The 19,438-nt window shown below is 74.6% G+C and carries 20 protein-coding genes; 5 read left to right on the forward strand and 15 right to left on the reverse strand.

Annotated features, from left to right (window positions below; translation table 11 throughout):
• Positions 1-118: 118 nt before the first annotated feature.
• The 9 genes from KUM42_RS16145 to KUM42_RS16185 are packed head-to-tail and all read right to left on the reverse strand — an operon-like array spanning position 119 to position 8,957.
• The gene (locus KUM42_RS16145; RefSeq protein ID WP_237493548.1) at positions 119-790 is read right to left on the reverse strand and encodes an SDR family NAD(P)-dependent oxidoreductase; all 672 of its coding nucleotides are present in this window, start codon (positions 788-790) and stop codon (positions 119-121) included.
• A complete protein-coding gene (locus KUM42_RS16150) occupies positions 787-1,965 on the reverse strand; it encodes an exo-alpha-sialidase (protein WP_237493549.1) in 1,179 nt (392 codons plus the stop codon). Before KUM42_RS16150 ends, KUM42_RS16145 begins: the two co-directional genes overlap by 4 nt.
• Positions 1,965-2,762 (reverse strand): HpcH/HpaI aldolase/citrate lyase family protein, encoded by a 798-nt coding sequence (locus tag KUM42_RS16155; protein ID WP_237493550.1) that lies wholly within the window; start codon positions 2,760-2,762, stop codon positions 1,965-1,967. Before KUM42_RS16155 ends, KUM42_RS16150 begins: the two co-directional genes overlap by 1 nt.
• A 23-nt stretch (positions 2,763-2,785) precedes the next feature.
• Entirely contained in the window at positions 2,786-3,766 is a 981-nt protein-coding gene (locus tag KUM42_RS16160) for an aldo/keto reductase (protein WP_237493551.1), read from the reverse strand.
• Positions 3,763-4,569, reverse strand: coding sequence for a dipeptide/oligopeptide/nickel ABC transporter ATP-binding protein (locus tag KUM42_RS16165; RefSeq protein ID WP_237493552.1), 807 nt, complete (start codon positions 4,567-4,569; stop codon positions 3,763-3,765). The genes KUM42_RS16160 and KUM42_RS16165 overlap by 4 nt, the downstream gene beginning before the upstream one ends.
• The gene (locus KUM42_RS16170; protein WP_237493553.1) at positions 4,566-5,450 is read right to left on the reverse strand and encodes an ABC transporter ATP-binding protein; all 885 of its coding nucleotides are present in this window, start codon (positions 5,448-5,450) and stop codon (positions 4,566-4,568) included. The genes KUM42_RS16165 and KUM42_RS16170 overlap by 4 nt, the downstream gene beginning before the upstream one ends.
• A gap of 3 nt (positions 5,451-5,453) precedes the next feature.
• Positions 5,454-6,383: an ABC transporter permease gene (locus KUM42_RS16175; RefSeq protein WP_237493554.1), complete on the reverse strand. Its 930-nt coding sequence runs from the start codon at positions 6,381-6,383 to the stop codon at positions 5,454-5,456.
• Positions 6,380-7,372 carry an ABC transporter permease gene (locus KUM42_RS16180; protein WP_237493555.1) on the reverse strand — a complete coding sequence of 331 codons (993 nt, stop codon included), beginning with the start codon at positions 7,370-7,372 and terminating at the stop codon, positions 6,380-6,382. Before KUM42_RS16180 ends, KUM42_RS16175 begins: the two co-directional genes overlap by 4 nt.
• Before the next feature lies 1 nt (position 7,373).
• Entirely contained in the window at positions 7,374-8,957 is a 1,584-nt protein-coding gene (locus tag KUM42_RS16185; protein WP_237493556.1) for an ABC transporter substrate-binding protein, read from the reverse strand.
• Positions 8,958-9,146: 189 nt separating this feature from the next.
• On the opposite strand from KUM42_RS16185, the gene pdxA reads away from it, so the two are divergent.
• Both pdxA and KUM42_RS16195 read left to right on the forward strand, forming a co-directional pair.
• Positions 9,147-11,441 carry a 4-hydroxythreonine-4-phosphate dehydrogenase PdxA gene (pdxA, locus tag KUM42_RS16190; RefSeq protein ID WP_237493557.1) on the forward strand — a complete coding sequence of 765 codons (2,295 nt, stop codon included), beginning with the start codon at positions 9,147-9,149 and terminating at the stop codon, positions 11,439-11,441.
• 38 nt (positions 11,442-11,479) lie between these two features.
• Entirely contained in the window at positions 11,480-12,325 is an 846-nt protein-coding gene (locus tag KUM42_RS16195) for a DeoR/GlpR family DNA-binding transcription regulator (RefSeq protein ID WP_237493558.1), read from the forward strand.
• Between the two features lie 93 nt (positions 12,326-12,418).
• On the opposite strand, the gene KUM42_RS16200 is transcribed toward KUM42_RS16195, so the two are convergent.
• Genes KUM42_RS16200 through KUM42_RS16210 form a run of 3 tightly spaced genes read right to left on the reverse strand, consistent with a single transcriptional unit; the run spans position 12,419 to position 14,513 of the window.
• A complete protein-coding gene (locus KUM42_RS16200) occupies positions 12,419-13,051 on the reverse strand; it encodes a DUF3618 domain-containing protein (protein ID WP_237493559.1) in 633 nt (210 codons plus the stop codon).
• A 17-nt stretch (positions 13,052-13,068) separates the two neighbouring features.
• Positions 13,069-13,686, reverse strand: a complete 618-nt coding sequence (locus KUM42_RS16205; protein WP_237493560.1) for a phage holin family protein — start codon at positions 13,684-13,686, stop codon at positions 13,069-13,071.
• Complete coding sequence (locus KUM42_RS16210) at positions 13,683-14,513, reverse strand: hypothetical protein (RefSeq protein WP_237493561.1); 831 nt, start codon at positions 14,511-14,513, stop codon at positions 13,683-13,685. Before KUM42_RS16210 ends, KUM42_RS16205 begins: the two co-directional genes overlap by 4 nt.
• 359 nt (positions 14,514-14,872) lie before the next feature.
• Here KUM42_RS16210 and KUM42_RS16215 point away from each other — a divergent pair, with 359 nt between their 5' ends.
• Positions 14,873-15,730: a siderophore-interacting protein gene (locus tag KUM42_RS16215; RefSeq protein ID WP_237493562.1), complete on the forward strand. Its 858-nt coding sequence runs from the start codon at positions 14,873-14,875 to the stop codon at positions 15,728-15,730.
• Between the two features lie 22 nt (positions 15,731-15,752).
• On the opposite strand, the gene KUM42_RS16220 is transcribed toward KUM42_RS16215, so the two are convergent.
• Genes KUM42_RS16220 through KUM42_RS16230 form a run of 3 tightly spaced genes read right to left on the reverse strand, consistent with a single transcriptional unit; the run spans position 15,753 to position 18,026 of the window.
• Complete coding sequence (locus tag KUM42_RS16220) at positions 15,753-16,418, reverse strand: NADPH-dependent F420 reductase (protein ID WP_237493563.1); 666 nt, start codon at positions 16,416-16,418, stop codon at positions 15,753-15,755.
• Between the two features lie 37 nt (positions 16,419-16,455).
• Positions 16,456-17,382: a neutral zinc metallopeptidase gene (locus KUM42_RS16225; RefSeq protein ID WP_237493564.1), complete on the reverse strand. Its 927-nt coding sequence runs from the start codon at positions 17,380-17,382 to the stop codon at positions 16,456-16,458.
• On the reverse strand, positions 17,379-18,026 hold the full coding sequence (locus KUM42_RS16230; RefSeq protein WP_237493565.1) for an SIMPL domain-containing protein: 648 nt from the start codon (positions 18,024-18,026) through the stop codon (positions 17,379-17,381). Before KUM42_RS16230 ends, KUM42_RS16225 begins: the two co-directional genes overlap by 4 nt.
• Before the next feature lie 113 nt (positions 18,027-18,139).
• Between KUM42_RS16230 and KUM42_RS16235 the strand changes: the two genes are divergently transcribed.
• Positions 18,140-18,586 carry a nitroreductase family deazaflavin-dependent oxidoreductase gene (locus KUM42_RS16235; protein ID WP_237493566.1) on the forward strand — a complete coding sequence of 149 codons (447 nt, stop codon included), beginning with the start codon at positions 18,140-18,142 and terminating at the stop codon, positions 18,584-18,586.
• Positions 18,490-19,419: an SDR family NAD(P)-dependent oxidoreductase gene (locus KUM42_RS16240; RefSeq protein ID WP_237493567.1), complete on the forward strand. Its 930-nt coding sequence runs from the start codon at positions 18,490-18,492 to the stop codon at positions 19,417-19,419. The genes KUM42_RS16235 and KUM42_RS16240 overlap by 97 nt, the downstream gene beginning before the upstream one ends.
• Positions 19,420-19,438: the final 19 nt, after the last annotated feature.

Genomic DNA, 19,438 nt, shown 5'->3' on the forward strand with positions numbered 1-19,438 from the left:
CGCCTCCTCCTGCTCGTCGCGTCGCCGTCCCGGTCGGGGACGGAGTCCGTCCCGTCGGGGAACGGCGTGCGACGGCCGGAGCTGGAGCGGGCCCGGGGGAGCGGTCACCCGGAAGAGGTCAGAGCGAGGCGCCCGCGCAGATGACCAGGTGCTGGCCGGTGACCATGCCGCCCTCGGGGCCGAGCAGGAAGGCGGTCAGCCCGGCGACCTCGCCGGGCCGCACGAACCGGCCCAGCGGGGGCACCCGCGGCGGGGTCGCCGCCCGGCCCGGGTCGGCCAGCATCGGGGTGTCCGTCGGGCCGGGGGCCACCACGTTCACCGTCACCCGCCGCCCGGCCAGCTCCATCGCCCAGGACCGGGCCAGCCCGGACAGCGCCGCCTTGGTGGCCGCGTACTGGCTCTTGCCGGCCACCCCCGTGGCGGTGCGGCTGCCCATCAGCACGATCCGGCCGCCGTCGGCCACCCGGTCGACGACCGCGTCGACCACGGCGGTGGCCGCCCCGACGTGCAGCCGCCACATCAGCTCGCCGTCGGCGGCCGACAGCCGGCCCAGCGGCGCCGAGCGCTGGACGCCGGCGGCGTGCACCACCGCGTCCAGCGGCCCGACGTCGGCCAGCGCTGCGGGCACCGCGTCCAGGTCGGTGAGGTCGGCGGCCAGCCAGGTCAGCCCGTCGCGGGCCGGCGGCTGCGTGCGGCTCAGGCCCGTGACCGTCCAGCCGTCGGTGAGCAGCCGGTCGACGACGGCCGCCCCGATGCCGGAGCTGACCCCGGTGACCAGCGCGTGCCTCACGCCCCGGTCACCCACGAGGGGTCGACCACCACGTGCTCGATCGCCGTGCGGTGGTAGGTGAACGCCAGGTGCAGCGCGCCGTCGGCGGTCTGGTGCACCGAGGGGTAGGACAGCTCCCGGTTCACCCCCTCCCGGCTGTTGTTGCTCAGGCAGTACCCGTCGCCGGTCTCGACGTCCCGGCGCTGCGGCCAGGTCACGCCGCCGTCGGCGGACAGCGCCAGCGTCATCGGGGCGCGCGGGGTGCCCCAGAACGCGCGCCGCCGGCCGTCGTCGGCCTGCGCGGTGACCTGTGACTGCTCGGCGGCCAGCCCGGTGTCGTCGATCTCGTCGTACAGCGACACCCTGCGGGGGGTGTCCGGTCCGGCCTGGGTCGGGTTGAGCACCATCGCCAGCCGGCCGTCGGCCAGCGCCGTCACCTGGATCGAGCTGTTGTTGTTGGGCAGCTCCGTGGGCACCGGTGCCGTCCAGGTCTCCCCGTCGTCGGTCGAGGTCGAGCGGTGCACCCAGTCGGCCCAGCGGCTGCGGTAGAACGCGGCCAGCCCGCCCTCGACCGGGACGACGTCCATGTGCACGCACCCCGTCGACCCGGGGACGGCGACCTCGCGCCAGGTCTGACCGGCGTCGTCGCTGACCATCACCGAGCTGGTGTCCTCGTCGCCCACCCACTTCTGCCCGGGCACGGTGACGCAGGAGAACACCGGCAGCAGCCAGCGCCCCGACGGCAGGACGACGACCGGCTGGCGGACGAATACCCCGCCGCGCTCGGTGGCCGGGAACAGCGTCCGCGGCTCGTCCCAGGTGCGGCCGGAGTCCGGGGACACCCGCAGGCGCACCTCGGCGGAGTCCTGGTCACCGGCGTGCTGGGCGGTCCACAGCAGCCACAGCTCACCGGACGGCGTGGGGAAGAGCACCGGGTTCTGCTCGGAGCGGGTGCCGTCGTCGGAGAGCTGCTCGGCCGGGCTCCAGGTGTCGCCGGTCAGCCGGGAGAACCAGATGGAGATGTCCGGGACGCCCTCCTGGGTGCCGCCGAACCACACGCAGCCCAGGCCGCCGTCGGGCAGCGTCATCAGGTTGGCGGCGTGCACCTGCACCGTGGTGGTGGGCAGGAACGCGTCGTGGCGGCCCGGGCCTGCGTCGCGGAGGACGCCGTCGCGGACCAGCTCGGCGGCGGTCATCAGTAGCCCGTCCCGTCACCGGTGGTCGCCGGGCCGGCGGTGGCGGCGGCCAGGTGGTCCTTCGCCGCCTGCTCCAGGTGCGTCAGGTCGGCCGACACGGTGGCGAAGGTGTAGCCCTCGGCCAGCCGCTGGGCCGCCTGCGCGCCGGCCATGGTGTGGATGCCGGCGGCGACCCCGGCGGCGGCCGCGGCCTCGCGCACCGTCACCAGCGCGGCCTCGAACACCTCGGCCACCGCCGGGTCGTTGGGGAACGCCCCGCCGACGGCGATGCACAGGTCCGAGGGGCCGACGTAGACGCCGTCCAGGCCGGGGGTCGCGCAGATCTCGGCCACGTTGGCCAGGCCCTCGGGGGTCTCGATCATGGCGAACACCAGGGTGGTGTCGTTGGCCTCGGCCGGCGTCGGGCCGACCCGCAGACCCGAGCGCATCGGGCCGTAGCTGCGCCGGCCCAGGGGCGGGTACTTGGCGGCGGCCACGGCGGCGGCGGCCTGCGCGGCGTCGTCGACCAGCGGGACGATCACCCCGCTCGCCCCGGCGTCCAGCGCCTTGCCGATGTAGGTCGGGTCGTTGGCCTCCACCCGCACCCACGGCACCGCGCCGCCCCCGGCGTCGATCGCGGTGATCCCGCGGAGCATGCCCTCGTAGGAGAAGAGCCCGTGCTGGGCGTCCAGGGCGAGGTAGTCGTAGCCGCTGCGGGCGATGCGCTCGGTGGACACGGGGGAGTCCAGGGCGATCCAGTAGCCCAGGACGCGCTCGCGGGCGCGGATCCGGGTGGCGAGCTCGGTGTGGCGGGACAACGGGTCTCCAGACGTCGGGGGGATCAGCGGTTGTAGGCGGGCATCGGCCCACGGAGGGTGGCGCCGACCTCGTCGCAGGCGGTGACGACGTCGGGCGGCAGCGGGCCGGCGGCCGCGGCGGCGACGTTCTGCTCCAGCTGGGCGACCTTCGACCCGCCGAGCAGCAGCGCGCCGACGTCGGGGGAGCCCAGCAGCCAGCGCAGCGACAGCTCGGCCAGCGGCAGCCCGGCGTCCGCGGCGATCGCGGCCAGCCGGTCGACGGCGTCGAACAGCTCCGGCGTCCAGTAGCGCTGCTTGTACATCGCGGCCAGCCGCGAGTCGCCGAACCGGCCGCTGGTGGCGCCGTCGGCGAAGGAGTGCCGGCCGGTGAGCAGCCCACCGCCGAGCGGGTTGTAGACCATGGTGAGCAGCCCGGAGCTGCGGGCGAACTCCAGGTACTCCTCCTCGACCCGGCGGGCCAGCAGGTTGTACAGCTGCTGGGCGACGACCGGGCGGGGGCAGCCGACGGCGTCGGCGGCCGCGTTGAGCTCGGCGATCTGCCAGGCGGCGTAGTTGGAGACGCCCAGCGCGCCGACCTCGCCGCGGTCCACCGCGTCCCTGACCGCGCCGAGCGTCTCGGTCAGCGGCGTCCTGCGGTCGGGCTGGTGCAGGTAGAACAGGTCGACCCGGTCGACCTGCAGCCGGCGCAGCGAGCCCTCCAGCGAGGCGCGCAGGCCGGCGGCCGACAGCGGTGCGGCCTCCCCGGCGTCGGGGTGCGGCATGCCGGCCTTGGTGGCCAGCACGACCCGGTCGCGGCGGGTGGCCAGCAGCGGGCCGAGGATCTCCTCGGTGGCCCCGCCGGCGTAGGCGTTGGCGGTGTCCAGCCCGGTGATCCCGGCGTCCAGCGCGGCGTCCAGCATCGCCGCGGAGCCGGCTGCGTCGACCGTGTCGCCGAAGGTCATCGTGCCCAGCACCAGCCGGGACAGCGGCACCGGTGCACCGGGCAGCTGCAGCGGTGCGGTCACGCGCCCGCCGCCTGCAGCTGCCGGACGACGTCGCGCGGCTTGCGGCCGCGCATGGTGGTCGGGTCCAACGCAGCCTGGCGCAGCGCGCGGGTGTAGGACTCGGTGGGTGCGCGCAGCACGTCGGCGGTGGCGCCGGACTCCACGATCCGTCCCGCCCGCATCACCACGATCCGCTGGCTGATCTGCCGCACCACCCCGAGGTTGTGCGAGATGAACAGGTAGGTCAGCCCGCGCTCGGCCTGCAGCTCGGTGAGCAGGTCGAGCACCTGGGCCTGCACGCTCACGTCCAGGGCGCTGGTGGCCTCGTCGCAGACCAGCAGCTCGGGACTGGTGGCCAGCGCCCGCGCGATGCCGATGCGCTGCCGCTGGCCGCCGGAGAACTCCGCCGGCCGCCGGCGCAGCGCGGTCGTGGGCAGCCCGACGGCGTCCAGCAGCCGGGCTGCCTCCTTGGCCCGCTCGGCACGGGAGAGGTCCCGCAGCGGCTCGGCCACGATCTGCTCGGCGGTCAGGTGCGGGTCCAGCGAGCCGTAGGGGTCCTGGAAGACCATCTGCACCCGCCGGCGCAGCGGCCGCAGCCTCCGCTCGGGCAGCTGGGCGATGTCGGTGCCGTCGAGCACGATCCGCCCGGACGTCGGGGTCAGCAGCCGGACCAGGGAGCGGGCCACCGTCGACTTGCCGCAGCCGGACTCGCCGACGACGGCCAGCGTCGTCCCGCGCTCGACGGAGAAGCTCACCCGGTCCACGGCCCGGAAGGAGCCGTAGTCGACGACCAGGTCCTCCACGCTCAGCAGCGGCTGGCTCATCGGGTGCCTCCGGGGGCGTTCTCCAGGACGGCGGCGGTCGCGCCGGCGGGGGGAGGGGAGGCGACGTCGTCCATCGGGCCCAGCTGCGGGACGGCGGCCAGCAGCCGGCGGGTGTAGTCCTCGCGGGGTGCGTCGACGACCTGCTCGGCCTCGCCGGACTCGACGAACCGCCCGTTGCGCATGACGTGGATGCGGTCGGACACCAGCCGGGCGACGCCGAGGTCGTGGGTGATCATCAGGATCCCGATGCCGGTGCGCTCCTGCAGCTCCAGCAGCAGGTCCAGGATGCCGGCCTGCACGGTGACGTCCAGGGCCGAGGTGGGCTCGTCGGCGACCAGCAGCACCGGGTGGCCGGCCAGCGCGATCGCGATGAGGACGCGCTGCAGCATGCCGCCGGAGAGCTGGTGCGGGTACTTCCTCAGCTGCTCGGCCGGCCGCGGGATGCGCACCGCCTCCAGCAGCTCGACCGCCCTCTTCTCGGCCGCCGCCTTCGAGTGCCCGGCCAGCCGGATGGCGCCCTTGAGCTGCGCGCCGACGGTGTGCACCGGCGACAGCGACGTCATCGGGTCCTGCGGGATGAGGGAGACCATCCGGCCGCGGATGCGCCCGGCGGCGCCCCGGTCGGTGAGCAGGTCGACGCCGCCGACCTTCACCGAGCCCGACAGCACCGCCAGGTCGTCGGGGAGCAGCTGCAGCACGCCCATGGCCGTCGTCGACTTGCCCGAGCCGGACTCGCCGATCAGGGTCACCGTCTCACCGCGCCGGATGACGAAGGAGACGCCGTCGACGGCCCGGACGACGCCGGTGGCGGTGATCAGCTCCACCTGGAGGTCGGTCACCTCGAGGATGGGGACGGTGTCGTGCGGGATGGGGAAGACCACGTCTCAGGCCTCCTTGTCGGCCCGGCGGGTGCGGTCGCGCAGACCGTCGCCGAGGAGGTTGACACCGACGACGAGCAGCACGATGAACAGGCCGGGCAGGGTGACCAGCCACCAGGACGTCGTGATGTAGTCCTGGCCGTCGGAGATGATCCGGCCCCAGGTCGCGAACGGCCGCTCGGGACCGGCGCCCAGGTAGGACAGCGCGCTCTCCAGCAGCACGGCCTGGGCCAGCAGCAGCAGGACGACCAGCGTCGCCTGGCGCAGCACGTTCGGGACCACGTGCCGGGCCAGCACCGCGACCCGGCTGAGCCCGAGCACGGTCGCCGCCGCCACGTAGGGCTTCTCCCGCTCCCGCAGCACCAGCGAGCGGGTCAGCCGGCCCACCTCGGGCCACTGCGCGATGGCGATCACCAGCGTGATGACCGGGATGGACGGCCCGAAGAGGGCGACGACGAGCAGCAGCATGAGCAGCAGCGGCAGCGACATCTGCGCCTCGAGCAGCCGGCTGATCACCGCGTCCACCCAGCCGCCGAAGAAGCCGGCCAGCGAGCCGAGCACGATGCCGATGAGGCCGGACACGATGATCGCCAGCACGCCGATCATCAGCGACGTCTGCCCGCCGTGCAGCACCCGGGACAGCAGGTCGCGGCCCAGCTGGTCGGTGCCGAAGAGGTGGCCGTCGGACAGCGGCGCCAGCCGGCGCGCGCCGAGGTCCTGCGCGTCCGGGTCGGGCAGCGGCAGCAGGCCGGCGAGGACGACGGGCACGACCACGACCAGCGTGCAGATCGCGCCAATCCACGTCTTCGCCCGCGCCCAGCGGGCCTGCCTGCGGGCACCGGCCCGCCGCAGGTCGGCCGGGGTGACGGCGCTGGGCCGGTCCGGGGTGGCCGGGGCCGGCGCGGCCGCCGGTCCCGGGGTGAGGGTGGTCGTCATGCCGGCACCGCTTCCTGGGCTGTCTGGGCGCTGGGGGCCGTGGCCGGCGACGCCGACCTGCCCGAGGTCTTGGCCAGCCGCACCCGCGGGTCCAGCAGCGGGTAGGCGAGGTCGATGAGCAGCTGGACGACCACGGTGAGCGCCGCGGTGACCAGCACGGTCGCCTGGATCAGCGGGTAGTCGCGGGTCTCCAGGGCCCGCACCACCAGCGAGCCGACGCCGGGCCAGGCGAAGACGACCTCGACCACGACGACGCCGTTGAGCATCGCGGCGAACCGGGTGCCCAGGGCGGTGAGCACCGGGATGGCGGAGTTGGTCATCCCGTAGCGCCAGGTCAGGCCGCGCTCGGAGACCCCGCGAGACCGGGCGACGGTCAGGAACGGCGCCGCCATGTTCGTGCTCATCTCGCGGGCGACCATCCGGCTGATCAGCGCGATCTGCAGGATCGCGATGGTCAGCGTGGGCAGCACCAGCCCGCCCCAGGTGGCGAAGCCCGAGGCCGGGAACACCGGCAGGACGACGGCGAAGAGGGTCAGCAGCATGATGCCGGACCAGAAGTCGGGCATCGACTGCCCGGCGATGGTGAACAGGTTGGCGCCGAACTCGCGGCCGGTGTGGGCGTGCCGGGCCATCCACACGCCGAGCGGCACCGCGACGACGACGGTCACCAGGATGGCGGCGATGGCGAGCGTGAGGGTGTAGGGGAGCCGTTCCAGCACGACGTCCAGCGCAGGCGCCTGGAAGGAGAACGACGTCCCCAGGTCGCCGTGGACGAGGCGTGTCAGGAAGGTCCAGTACTGGCCCAGCAGCGAGTCGTCGAGGCCGAACTGGGCGCGGATCCGGTCGAGGTCCTCGGTGGTGGGGTTGGGCCCGGCGTAGGCGGCGGCCGGGTCGCCGGGGGCCAGCCGCAGCAGCACGAAGACGGTGGTCAGGGTCATGAAGAGCGTCAGCACGCTCTGCCCCAGCCGCTTCAGGACGTAGGTCGCCATGTCAGACCGCCAGCTTCGTGGAGGCGAGGGGGTAGGAGTTGGTCGACTGCAGCGCCAGGTCGGCGACCCGCTGGCGGCGGGCGAGCACCGCGTTCGGCACGAAGGACCACATGCACGGCCAGGTGTCCCAGACCGCGTCCTGCGCCTGGTCCAGCAGCTCCTGGCGGCGGCCCGGGTCGACCTCGGTGCCGGCGGCGTCGATCAGCTCCTGGACGTCGGGGAAGACGTAGCCGTGGTAGGTGTCGCGGGTCTCCTCCTTCTCCGCCGTCCCGCCGTACATGCCCTTGAGCATGGTCAGCGCCAGGCCGGTGGGGGAGGCGTAGCCGTTGCCGAGCACGTCCCAGTCGCCGGCCTTGCCCTGCCGCCACAGCGAGATGTCACCGCCCGGCTGGAACTGGATGAGCCGGCTGCGCACCCCGGCGTCGCCGAGCATCTGCACGGTCGACTCCATGACCGAGACGTCGTTGGCGAACTCCCCGGTCTCCCAGATCAGGGTGAGCTCCAGGTCGCCGCTGCGGACCCCGGCGGCCTCCAGCAGCTGGCGCGCCTTGCGCGGGTCGTAGGAGTAGGAGTGCGTGGCGGTCGCGCCGGCGAGGGCGGACGGGACGACACCGGTCGCCTCCTTCACCGAGCCGACCAGCACGTCGTCCACGAGGGAGGGCCCGTTGATCGCGTAGGACAGGGCCTCGCGCACCCGGACGTCGGACAGCGGGTGGTCGGCGGGCTTGCGGAAGTTGTAGAACAGCTGGCTGATCCGGGTGCTGTCCGCGCGCTCGACCACGACCTGCGGCAACCCGGCGAGCTGGTCGGCGGAGTCGGGGGAGATCGTGTCGATGACGTCGACCTCGCCCGAGCGCAGCGCCACCACCCGGCTGGACTCCTCGGGCAGGAAGCGCACCCGGACGGTCTCGACGTTGGCCGCGGGCCCCCAGTAGGCCGCGTTGCGGGTCAGCGTGTACTCGCCGGTGCCGCGGTTGGAGCTGGCGACGACGTAGGGGCCTGAGCCCACGCCGCTCTGCAGCTCCTCGGGGGCGTTGGCCGCCGCCGGGGTGACCAGGATGTTGGCCATCAGGTAGTCGAGCACCGGCTCGGGCTTCTCGGTGTTCATCGTGAAGGTCCGGTCGTCGAGCACCTCGACCGTGGGCCACTCGCGGAAGAACGCCGCCAGGAAGGAGCCGCTGACGTCGCGGTACATCTGCAGCGCCGTCGCGACGTCGTCCGGGGTGACCGGGGTGCCGTCGGAGTAGCGGACGCCCTCGCGGAGCTTGACGGTCCACTGGGTGTCGTCGGTGAGCTCGAAGCTCTCGGCCAGCACCAGCTCCGGGGTCAGGTCCGGTCCGATCCGGGTCAGCCCCTGCCGGACCGCCCGCTGCACGGTGACAGCGGCGTCGAACTGGTTGAGCTTGTTGTCCAGGCTGACCAGGGAGCGGTTGAGCGCCAGGGTCATCGTCCCCGGGCCGGCGGCGCCGGTCGGGCCGGCGCACGCGGAGAGCGCCGGGCCGAGCGCCAGTGCGGCGCCCACGGCACCGCCCAGCCGGAAGAAGGAGCGGCGCGACAGCTCGCGGCCGGGTCCCACTGCGGTCATCGTCGACCTCTCGCCTCGTCGGCCGGCGGGCTGCCGGCGTGTTGCGTGGGTCACCGTACCGCCGTGCGCGTTCTGCGCAAGGGGCTGGCGCGTTCCGCGCACGATGTGTCAGGCTGCACACCGATCGACGTCCGGTGCCGGGTCCCCACGACCCGCGCGGGCGGCCGTCCGACGGGGAGAGGGGCCGACGTGACCGCACCGACGGCCGCCCTGCTCGTGCTGGCCGACGACCTCTCCGGGGCCGCCGAGACCGCTGCGCTGCTCGGTCCGCGCACCGGCTCCGCCCGGCTGGAGCTGGCCGGTGCCGTGCCCGCCGCCGGTGCACCCGCCGAGGTGGTCGTCGTCGACCTGGACACCCGGCACGCCGACGCAGCGACTGCCACCGCCGCCGTCGCCGGGGCCCTGGCCGGCGCGCCCGGTGCCGCGGTGCTGCTGAAGCTGGACTCGCTGCTGCGCGGGCCGGTGGCCGCCTCCGTCGGTGCCGTCGGCCCGGTGGTCGTCGCGACCGCGCTGCCCGCCCTGGACCGGGTCGTCCGCGACGGTGTCCCGGTCGTGGCCGGGGGTCCGCTCGCCGGCACCGCGGCCTGGGCGACCGAGGGCCGCAGCGCCCCGTCGTCGCTGGCCGAGGCGCTGGCGCCCGTGCCGGTCGAGGTCGTCCCGCTCCGGCACGTGCGCTCACCCGGGCTGCCGGGACTGCTCCGGGCCGCGTTGGCCGCGGGCCGGGTGCCGGTCTGCGACGGGGAGTCCGACGCCGACCTCGACGCGGTGGCCGCGGCCGTCGCCGCACTCCCCGGGGTCGCGCTGGCCGGTTCCTCCGGGCTGGCCGCCGCGGTCGGCCGCCGGCTCGGCCATGCCCCGCTGGGCGGTACGACCACCGCCGCGCGCCCGGGGGGTCCGGGGCCGCTCTTCGTCGTCGGCACCGCCGAGACCGGGGCGCTCGCGCAGGTCGCCGCGCTGCGCGCCGCCGGGGTGCCCGACCTGCCGGTCCCCGTGGCGGACCTCCTCGCCGCCGTCCCGGACCCGGCGGTGGTCCGCCTCGTCGCCGACGCCGTCACCCGGGGCCCGGTCGTGCTGCGTGCCGACCCGGCCGGCGGGGTCGTGCCCGGCGCGGCCCGCCACCTGTCCGCCGGCCTGGCCCGGCTGGTCACCGCCGCGCTCGCCACCGTGCCCGGGGGGCCGGTCGACCTCGCGCTCACCGGGGGCGAGACGGCCCGTCGTGTGCTGGACGCGCTCGGCGTGCGCTCGCTGGCCCCCCGGGCGACGGTGCACCACGGCGCGGTGGTCTCCACCGCCCCGGACGGACGCTCCGTCGTCACCCGCCCCGGCAGCTTCGGCGGCCCCGGCTCCCTGCTCGCGATCCTCGCCGCCCTCACCGGCGGGACCGCCCTCCCCTCCACCGATCAGCACCCCGTCGCCTCCGGCGGCACGACGGAAGGCCCCTCCATGAGCACCCTCACCTCCCCGATCGAGCCCGTGGCCGACAGCGGTCCCACGCCGTTCATCGCCGTCACGATGGGCGACGGCGCCGGCGTCGGCCCGGAGGTGGTCGTCGGTGCGCTGGTCGACCCGGCGTCGACCGCCCGCTGCCGTCCCGTGGTGATCGGTGACGCCGGCCGCCTGCGCGCGGCCGCGGAGATCCTGGGCATCGACGTCGACATCGCCGTCGTCGAGCACGTCGCCGACGCCGTGTTCACCCCCGGCCGGATCAACGTGATCGACCTGGGCCTGCTGCCGGCCGACCTGCCCTGGGGGCAGCTGTCGCCGGTCGCCGGGCACGCCGCCTACGAGTACATCCGGGTCGCCGCGGAGCTGGCCATGGCCGGGGAGGTGCAGGGCATCTGCACCGCGCCGCTGAACAAGGAGGCGCTGCACGCCGCCGGGCACGTCTACCCCGGGCACACCGAGCTGCTGGCGCACTTCTGCGGCATCGAGGAGGTGTCGATGATGCTGAGCTCGCCGCGCATCCGGGTCATCCACGTGACCACCCACCTGGGCCTGATCGACGCGATCAACCGGATCGAGCCCGGCCTGGTCGAGCGCACCGTCCGCCGCGGGCACGACGCCCTCGTCCGGGCCGGCATCCCGAACCCGCGGATCAGCGTCTGCGGCATCAACCCGCACGCCGGGGAGAACGGGCTGTTCGGGTACGGCGAGGAGGAGGAGAAGATCGTGCCGGCGATCGAGCGGCTGCAGGCCGACGGCATCGACGTGCGCGGTCCGCTGCCGGCCGACACCGCCTTCTTCGTCGCCGGCCGGGGCGACTACGACCTGGTCGTGGCGATGTACCACGACCAGGGCCACGGCCCGGTCAAGGTGCTCGGCATCGAGGCCGGGGTGAACATCACCGTCGGGCTGCCGGTCATCCGGACGTCGGTCGACCACGGCACCGCCTTCGACATCGCCGGCACCGGCAAGGTCGAGATCGGCAGCATGATCGAGGCGCTGCGGCAGGCTGCGCAGATGTCCCCGCGACCGGCGGCCTGACCGCCGGTCGCGACCGCACCCGCAGCAGAGGAGACGCCGTGGAGCCCGAGCACCGCCCGCCGCCGGAGACCGGTGCCGAGTCCAGCCGGCAGTCGGGCTCCCGGTACCGCCGGGAGGAGATCGTCCGGCTGGCGACCTCCACGGGGCTGGCCTCGGTGGAGGAGCTGGCGGCGGTGTTCGAGGTGACCGCCTCCACCATCCGGCGCGACCTCGCCCAGCTGACCGCCGAGGGGCGGCTCGCGCGCACCTACGGCGGGGCGATGGCGCTGCTGACCCACGCCGAGCCCTCGCTGCGCCAGCGGATCGGCGAGGCGTTCGAGGCCAAGCGGGGGATCGCCCGCTGGGCGGCCCGCCAGGTCGTCGCGGGGGAGACGGTGCTGCTGGACGCCGGCTCCACGGTGGGCGCGCTCGCCCACGAGCTCCGCTGGACCTCGCCGCTGACCGTCGCCACGACCGGGCTGACCAGCCTCCAGGCGCTGGCCGACGCCGAGGACGTGCACGTCGAGTGCCTCGGCGGCACCCTCCGGCACCTCTCGCAGGGCTTCGTCGGCCCGCTGACCGAGGCGGCTCTGGAGCGGATGACGTTCGACCGGGTCTTCCTCGGCGCCGACAGCGTCACCGCCGACCGGGGCATCTGCGAGGCCGCGCTGGAGCAGACCCGGCTCAAGGAGCTCATGGCCCGCCAGGCGCAGCAGGTCTACGTGCTCGCCCACGCCGCCAAGCTCGGCCGCCGGCCGTTCCACGCCTGGGCCCAGCTGCCCGACGGGTGGACGCTGGTCACCGACGACGGCGCAGAGCCCGGGGCGGTCGCGCCCTTCCACGCCGCCGGCGTGGAGGTCGTGGTCGTCGACGCCGAGGGCCGCACCGCGGGGTCGCCGGCTTGACGACGCGCGGCCGGCTCGTCGTCCCGGCCGTCCCCGGACACACGTCGGGCCCCGGTGCGAGTGCACCGGGGCCCGACGGGAACTGCGGGTGGATCAGGCGGACGCGTGACCCTGCACGGTCTGCTTGGCGTCCTGGGCGGTGCCCTGGACGTCCTGCGCGGCGGACTGGCCCTCGGACTTCACCGTCTGGACACCGTCCTGCGCGGTCTCCTTGACCGACTGCACGGCCTCCTGGGCGGCCGGCTTCAGGTTGTCGCCGATCTCCTGGGCCACGTTCTTGGCCTGGTCGACCAGCGGCTGCGAGTGGTCCTTGACAGCCGTCTCGGCCTGCGAGGCGAGCTGCTTCTCCTTCTCGCTGGTCGGCAGGAGGGAGGAGACGAGCCAGCCGACGCCGAAGGCGATGAGGCCGGCGGCCAGGGGGTTGCCCTGCGCCTGGTTCTTCAGCTGGCCGGGGGCCTGCTGGACGGCGCCCATGGCGTCGGAGGCGGCGCCGTGCACGCTGTCGGCGGCGTTGTGGACCGCCCCACCGGCCTGGTTGCCGGTGTCGTGGGCCGCGCCGAAGACGCGGTCCTTCAAGCCGGTGACGCTGGTCTTGGCCTTGCCCACGCGACGGTCGACCACGCGGGAGGGGTTGACCTTCTCGTTGAGGGCGTCGACCTCGTAGCTGAGGTTGGCGCGGGTCTCCTCGATCTGGCGACGGATGACGTCCGGGTCACTGCTGGTCATGTCGGTCTCCTGTCCGGTCAGTGGGGCTTGAGAGCGCCGGGGACCTGCTGGAGGGTCTCCACGGTCTGCTCCGGCTTGGGGTTGATGTTCTTCAGTCCGGCGAAGCTGATCGTCTTCAGCTGCTTGCGCCCCATCGAGGCCAGGACGGCCGCGACGATGCCCCAGACGACGGCGACGATGAGCGCCGCCCAGCCGAGCGGCATCGCGCTGCCGAGGGCCCACATGAGCGCCAGGCTGAGGAACAGCGCCACCATGTGGCCGCCGTAACCGGCGCCGACGAGCATCCCGGCGCCCTTGCCTGCCTTGCCGCCCTGCGCCTTGACCTCGGCGGTCGCCTTGTTGGCATCGGCGCGGATCTCGGCCTTGGCGAGCTCGACCTCCTGGCGCATCAGCGTCGACAGGTCGCGGGTCACCTCGCTGATGAGCGTGCCGACCGAGGTGCCCTCGACGTCAGGGTGCCCGTCGGCGGTCATCGGCTGCTCCTCGAGGTACTGCGCCTGGTTGTGCTGGGCGTCGTACTCCGTGGTGCTGGGCGGGGGCGCGTAGCCCGTCGCCCCGGACTGGGTGTACCCGGTGCCCGGCTGGCCGTAGGGCTGTGCGCCCCCGCCGACCGGGCTCCCGGCCGGGTGGCTCACAGCCGGCCCTCGCCCGAGGTCCGGGCCGGGTCGTCGAAGCCACCGGTGGTGCCCGCGGTGCCGTACGGCGGCGGCGGGACGCTGCCCGCGGTGCCGGTCGTGGTGTAGCCGGGGGTGGTGCCCGCGTAGCCGGTCTCGGTGTAGCCGGCGTCGGCGTAGCCGGTGGCCGTGGTCTCGGCGGCGTAGGTGTTCGTCGCGTAGTTCGTGGTGCCGTAGGACGGCGTGGCCGGCAGCGGCGTGGTGCCCGCGTTGCCGGAACTCGCGTCCTTGTGCGCGGCGACGACGCCGGTGGTCAGGCGACCGGCGAGGATGCCGGCGACGGCGGCACCGAAGATGAAGGCACCGGGCCGACGACGGGCGAAGTTGCGCGCCTCGACGAGCAGGTCGCCGGGCTCGCGGGACTGCAGCCAGGTGGCGAGCTCCTGGGCCTTGTCGCCGGCCTGGGTGACCAGGTCGGCGGCGGGGCCGGTCGGGGTCTCGCCACTGCCGGACACCATGGTGCGCAGCTGCTGGGCGATCTGCTCCAGGCCCTCGCTGGCCTTGAGCTGACCGTTGCGGGCCTGCTCCTGGAGCTGGCCGGTGACCTGGGTGCGGCCCTGGTTGAACAGGTCCTGCGCCTGGCGCTTGGTCTCCTGCGTGACCTGCTTGGCCTGGTCGGCGGCGGTCGAGGCGACCTGGCTGCCGGCGGAGGCGGCGGTCGAGGCGACGTTGCCGGCCTGGTCCTTGGCGACGTCCTTGGTGGACGGGCTGCCGGTGGACGGGGTGCCGGTCACGTTCGTCGCGCCGCTCTGGGCTGAGGGCGTCGGGGTGTCGATGGAGTGCGTCATCGTTCCTCCTCGTCGTGCATGGGCGGTACGTGGACTGTGCAGAACTGGGCATCCGTGCCCGGTGGTCCACCGGCCGCTCCGTGGGCATGCCCCATGACCGGTCCTCAGGGACCGGGTGCAGCTGCTGGAGCGGGACGGCGCAGGCGTCGTGAGGTTCCGCGACACCGACACTCGGGGGGTTCCACCGTGGCCTCGGTGGGACGCCGTTCCGTTGGAGTTGTGGTACCCGCCCGTCGCTACGGTGTAAACCGCCGATTCGATCTTTCCCCGTGACGATCGTGTTCCCGGGACCGCACGTCCGCGCGGGTAGCCTGCTGGGAGGAAGGCAAGGCTGGCCTTCCTCGGACCAGGAGGTCGCAGTGAGCAGTCCCGCCAGGAGCGCGCGTCGTCCCCGGGTGGCCCGGGTGGGCGAGGTGCTCCGCACCTCCCGCGTGACCCCGCACATGGTCCGCGTCGTCCTGGGCGGGCCGGGGCTGGCCGGTTTCCCGGCGGGGGAGTTCACCGACCACTACGTCAAGCTGCTGTTCCCGCCGCCGGGTGCGACCTACGGCGTCCCGTTCGACGTCGAGCAGCTGCGCGCCGAGCTGCCGGCCGACCAGTGGCCGGTCACCCGCACCTACACCGTGCGCGCCTGGGACGCCGTCGCCGGGGAGCTGACCATCGACTTCGTGCACCACGGGGACACCGGGCTGGCCGGCCCGTGGGCGGCGGCAGCGCAGCCGGGCGACCTGGTCCAGTTCTTCGGCCCCGGCGGTGCCTACGCGCCCAGCCCGGACGCCGACTGGCACCTGCTCGCCGGCGACGAGAGCGCGCTGCCGGCCATCGGCGCGGCGCTGACCCGACTGCCCGCGGGGGCCCCGGCGCTGGTGGTCGTCGAGGTGGCCGACCGCGCGGAGGAGCAGCCCGACCTCGATGTGCCCGCCGGCGTCGACGTCGTGTGGGTGCACCGCGGTCCGGCACCGGTGGGGGAGTCGCTGGTCGCCGCGGTGCGGGCGGCGGCCCTGCCGTCGGGCACCGGGCACGTGTTCGTGCACGGCGAGGCCGGGCTGGTCCGCGAGCTGCGGCTGCACCTGCGCGCCGAGCGCGGGCTGGACCCCGCCTTCACCTCGATCTCCGGCTACTGGCGGCAGGGCCGCACCGAGGACCGGTGGCAGGCCGAGAAGCCGGGGTGGAACGCCGAGGTCGAGGCGGCCGAACAGGCGCTCGCGGCCGGCTGAGCCCACCGCGAGCGCCGGTGGCTCACATGTTGCGGTAGCGCTTCGCGGCCGCGGTGGCCGCGCGCAGGCCCTCGGCGTCCAGCTTGCCGCCGTAACCGGGGGTGTCCCGCTGGATCCGCCAGCCCTCGGCGAGCGGGCCCAGGTCGACGACGTCGAAGCCGATGGCGTCGATGAACGCGCTCACCTGTGCCTTCGCCGCCTCGTCGTCCCCGGCCACCACGAGTGCGCGGCGGTGCGGGGTGCCGGTCGGGGTGGCGTCGGCGGTGATGTCGGCGGAGCCGATGTGGTTGAAGGCCTTGACCACCCGCGAGGTGGGCAGGTGGGCCTGCAGCAGCTCGGCGGTCGTCGTCGACTCGTCGTCGAGCTCGGCGATCTGGCCGTCGCGCTGCGGGTAGTAGTTGTTCGTGTCGATCACGACCTTGCCCGCCAGCGGCTCGACCGGGACGTCGGGCACGGCGGTGAGCGGGATGGTGACCACCGCGAGGTCGGCCGCGGAGGCCGCGCCGGCCGAGGTGTCGGCCCGCACCTCACCCTGCCGGCCGGGACGCGCCTGCAGGGCGGACACCAGGTCGGTGAGCGTCTCCGGGCCGCGGGAGTTGCTGATCACGACGTCGTGACCGGCGTCGAGGGCTGCCTGGGCGAGCGCGGTGCCGATGTGGCCGGCGCCGATGATGCCGAGAGTCGTCATGTCCTGCGGCAACCCGGCCGGCGTCCGCTGACTTCCCTCAGCCCAGGTCGTCGGTGGCGAAGGTGTCGCACCGGCTCGGGTCGCCGGTGGTGTAGCCGGCGGTGAACCACTTCTGCCGCTGCTCGGAGGAGCCGTGCGTGAACGAGCTCTCGTCGACCCTGCCGCCGCCCAGGTTCTCCTGGATGAAGTCGTCGCCGATCCGCCCGGCGGTGTCCAGGGCGCGGGAGATGTCGTCGTCGGTGATGTCGACGACCAGCGGCTGGCCGGTCTCGTCCGGGACCGTCTCGGCGTGGTCGGCCCAGGTGCCGGCGAAGCAGTCGGCCTGCAGCTCGAGCCGGACGCTGCCGCTGGTCGGGCCGGCGTCGCCGGGCTGCACCTGGTCGTTGATGCCGAGCAGGTTCTGCACGTGGTGCCCGTACTCGTGGGCGAGCACATAGGCGTTGACGAACGCGCCGCCCTCGGCCCCGAACCGGGTCGTCAGGTCGTCGAAGAAGGTCAGGTCGATGTAGACCTGCTGGTCCCCGGGGCAGTAGAAGGGGCCGGTGCCGCTGCTGGCTGCACCGCAGGCGGTCTGCACCTGGTCGGAGAAGAAGATCGTGTCCACGGGCTGGTAGCGCGCGCCCAGGACCCCTCCCCAGTAGTCCTGGATCGAGTCGATGTCGGCGACGACGGCGCACTCGACCGAGGTGTTCGCGTCGGCCGCCTCGTCGCAGGCGGACTGCAGCCGGCTGTTGTCGTAGGCCTGGCCGCCCTGCTGGGCGCCCAGCCCGCTCAGGCCGCCGAGCGAGGAGGTGTCGGTGCCGCCACCGCCGAGCACCTGGATCAGGACGACGACGATGACGCCCACCAGGCCCAGCCCACCGCCGCCGACGGCCAGCCCGCGGCCGCCGACCCCGCCGCCACCACTGCCGCGCCGGTCCTGGACGTTGGAGGTGTCCAGACCACCGCTCTCGCGGAACCTCATCGGGTGAAGACCTCCTGGTCGGGGACGGACATCGTGAACGTGGCCTCGACCTGCCCGTGCACCTCCTGCGGTGCCGGCTGCAGGTCCAGCCGGGCCCTGCCGGGCGCCAGCGCGAATGCCTGGCCCGAGCCGCCGCCGTGGGTGTCCACGTCGCGCACCTCGACCAGCCCGGTCAGCCGGCAGCCCAGCGCAGCAGCGTAGGCCCGGGCCCGGGCCACCGCGTCGGCGACCGCGTCGCTGCGCACCTGCTGGTGCACCGGGTGGCCCCGGCTGACCCGCCAGTGCGGACCGTGCAGCGAGGTGTCGGGCAGCGTCGCGACGGCCACCGCGAGCTCGCCGGCCGCCGCCACGTCGGCCATCCGCACGCGCGTCGTGGTCACCGCGACGTGCCCGCTGACCCGGCTGCCGTCACCGGCCTCCGGGTAGACGGCGACCGCGTCGGTGGTCACCCCGGCCAGGTCGCCGCGGGCTGCCTCGAGCAGGTCGGTCAGCGCCTGCTGCCGCTCGGTCAGCCGGGTCAGCGCGGTGTCGCGGCGGCGGTCGCGGACCTCCAGGGTGACGGTCAGGTCCGCGGCGTCGGGGGGCACCTCGGTGACGGCCTGGCCGCGCACGACGACCCGGGGTGCGGGCGGTGTGGGCTGCACGCGTGCTCCTCGTGGTGCGTCGTCCGGCGGGGTCCCGGACACTCTGCCGTCGTCCCGGCCCGGCCGCACCCCGGCGGTGTGCCGGCCGGCGGGCGGCGTCCTAGGGTCGGGGCATGCCTCTCGACGGTGAGTACGTCCCCAGCCCGGAGCAGTGGGTCCGCGACCAGGTGGAGCTCTACGAGCGCACCGGCGGGCGCGAGGGCAACACCCTGCCGGGCCGCACCGAGCCGGTCGTGGTCTACACGACCCGCGGCGCCAAGAGCGGGAAGCTCCGGAAGAACCCGCTCATGCGGGTCGAGCACGACGGCGCCTACGCGATGGTCGCCTCGCAGGGCGGCGCCCCGACCCACCCCACCTGGTACTTCAACCTCAAGGCGCACCCCGACCAGGTGACCGTGCAGGACGGCGACACGGTGATCGACGGCGTGGCCCGTGAGCTGACCGGCGAGGAGAGGGCGGTCTGGTGGGAGCGGGCCGTGGCGGCCTACCCCGACTACGCCGACTACCAGCAGAAGACGACGCGGGAGATCCCCGTCTTCCTCGTCGAGCGCGCGCACTGAGCAGCGATGGCGGGCCGGTCGTCGTCGTCACCGGTGCCAGCGACGGCATCGGGGCGGCGGCCGCCCGCCGGCTGCACCGGTCCGGCGCGGAGGTGGTCGTCGTCGGCCGGTCGCCCGAGCGGACCGCTGCCGTGGCCGCCGAGCTGGACGGCGCCCGCGCGCTGACCGCCGACCTCGCCCGGCTCGACGACGTCCGCCGGCTCGCCGCGCAGCTGGCCGAGCTGCCCCGGGTCGACGTGCTGGTCAACAACGCCGGCGCCTCGTTCGCCCGGCGTGAGCTGACCGTCGACGGCCACGAGCGCACCTTCCAGGTCGACCACCTGGCTCCCTACCTGCTCACCCGGCTGCTCGAGCCGCAGCTGCGCGCGAGTCGCGGCCGGGTGGTGACCACCTCGTCGTTCGCGCACTGGGGCGGGGTCACCCGGCGCGGGCACCTCGCCGAGGCGGTGCAGTCACCGCCGCCGTACGTGGCCAACCGCGCCTACGCCCGCGCGAAGTGGTGCAACGTCCTGTTCACCCGCGAGCTGGCCCGGCGGTGGGCACCGGAGGTCACCGCCACCTGCTTCGACCCCGGCGGCGTGGCGACGTCCTTCGGCCGGTCGGCCGGCGGGGTGACCGGACTGCTGTTCCGCAGCCCGCTGGTGGCCTTCCTGCGCACCCCGGCCCAGGGCGCGGACACCCTCGTCTGGCTGGCGACCGCCGACGAGGGGTGGCGCAACGGCGCCCACCACGCGCACCGCAGCCGCACGCTCACGGCCCCCTCCGCCCGCGACGACGTCCGGGCCGCCGAGCTGTGGGAGCTGTCGGCGGACCTGGTCGGCCTGCCCGCCTGACCCCTACGGTGTCCAGCGG

The sequence above is a fragment of the Modestobacter sp. L9-4 genome, assembly GCF_019112525.1.
In the GTDB taxonomy this organism is placed as follows: Bacteria; Actinomycetota; Actinomycetes; order Mycobacteriales; family Geodermatophilaceae; genus Modestobacter.